The organism is Oleiphilus sp. HI0132, from assembly GCF_001635845.1.
This window is the reverse complement of the sequence record NZ_LWGJ01000669.1, coordinates 1-782: the sequence shown is the minus strand read 5'-3', so window position 1 is coordinate 782 and position 782 is coordinate 1. Positions and strand designations below refer to the sequence as shown.

Here is a 782-nt window from a genome sequence, read left to right as displayed (position 1 = left end):
TTGATCTTCATTTAACTGGTGTAATGCTTCGCCCAAGAGGTAGACTTCGCCTGATGAACTTTCATCAAGCCCGGCCATAATTCCTAGCATTGTTGATTTGCCGCTACCTGACGCGCCAACGATGGCGACAGATTCTCCTTGCTTGATTTCAAGTTGAATGCCTTGCAAGATATCAAGCTGTTCTGAACCGGTATTGACCGACTTACATACATTATTGAGTTTCAGTAGGAGATTTTCTTGAGTGCTATTTTCAGGCATATTCAATCACAAAATAGTTGTCTAAACAGAATGGGGTTTGCGATGCACATGCAGCTAGGTCGTTATTTTATTATTGGCTGCCTGCTTCTACTAAGCAGCTTAACGTATGCGGCGGAAATAGAAAAACCGTTACCGGTAAAAAATACTGTTCCAGTTCAAAAGGCTGCAAGCATTCTAGTGGTGGGTGACAGTATTAGCGCGGCCTTTGGTTTGGATAAGAGTAAGGGCTGGGTAGCGCTGATGCAGCGTGAGCTGGGCGATAACTATCGCGTGATCAATGCAAGTATCAGCGGTGATACCACTACCGGTGGCCGTTATCGTTTAGGTAAGGCCTTATCAACTCATCAGCCCGTTATCGTCATTATTGAACTTGGCGGAAACGATGGTTTACGAGGAACCCCGGTTAGGCAGATTCGTAATAACCTAGAAGCGATGGCTGTGATGTCACAAGAGGCTGGAGCCCAAGTAATATTGCTAGGCATGCAGATACCGCCTAACTATGGTGACCGTTATACCAAAGCCTT

2 protein-coding genes are annotated in these 782 nt (G+C 45.5%); one reads left to right on the top strand and one right to left on the bottom strand.

The genetic code is table 11. The features are described 5' to 3' along the window. A partial coding sequence (locus A3766_RS08070; protein ID WP_156508779.1) for an ATP-binding cassette domain-containing protein occupies positions 1-258 on the bottom strand: 258 nt, incomplete at its 3' end. Between A3766_RS08070 and A3766_RS08065 the strand changes: the two genes are divergently transcribed. Continuing rightward, on the top strand, positions 238-782 hold a 545-nt coding region (locus A3766_RS08065), incomplete at its 3' end, for an arylesterase (RefSeq protein WP_197479431.1). The genes A3766_RS08070 and A3766_RS08065 overlap by 21 nt on opposite strands.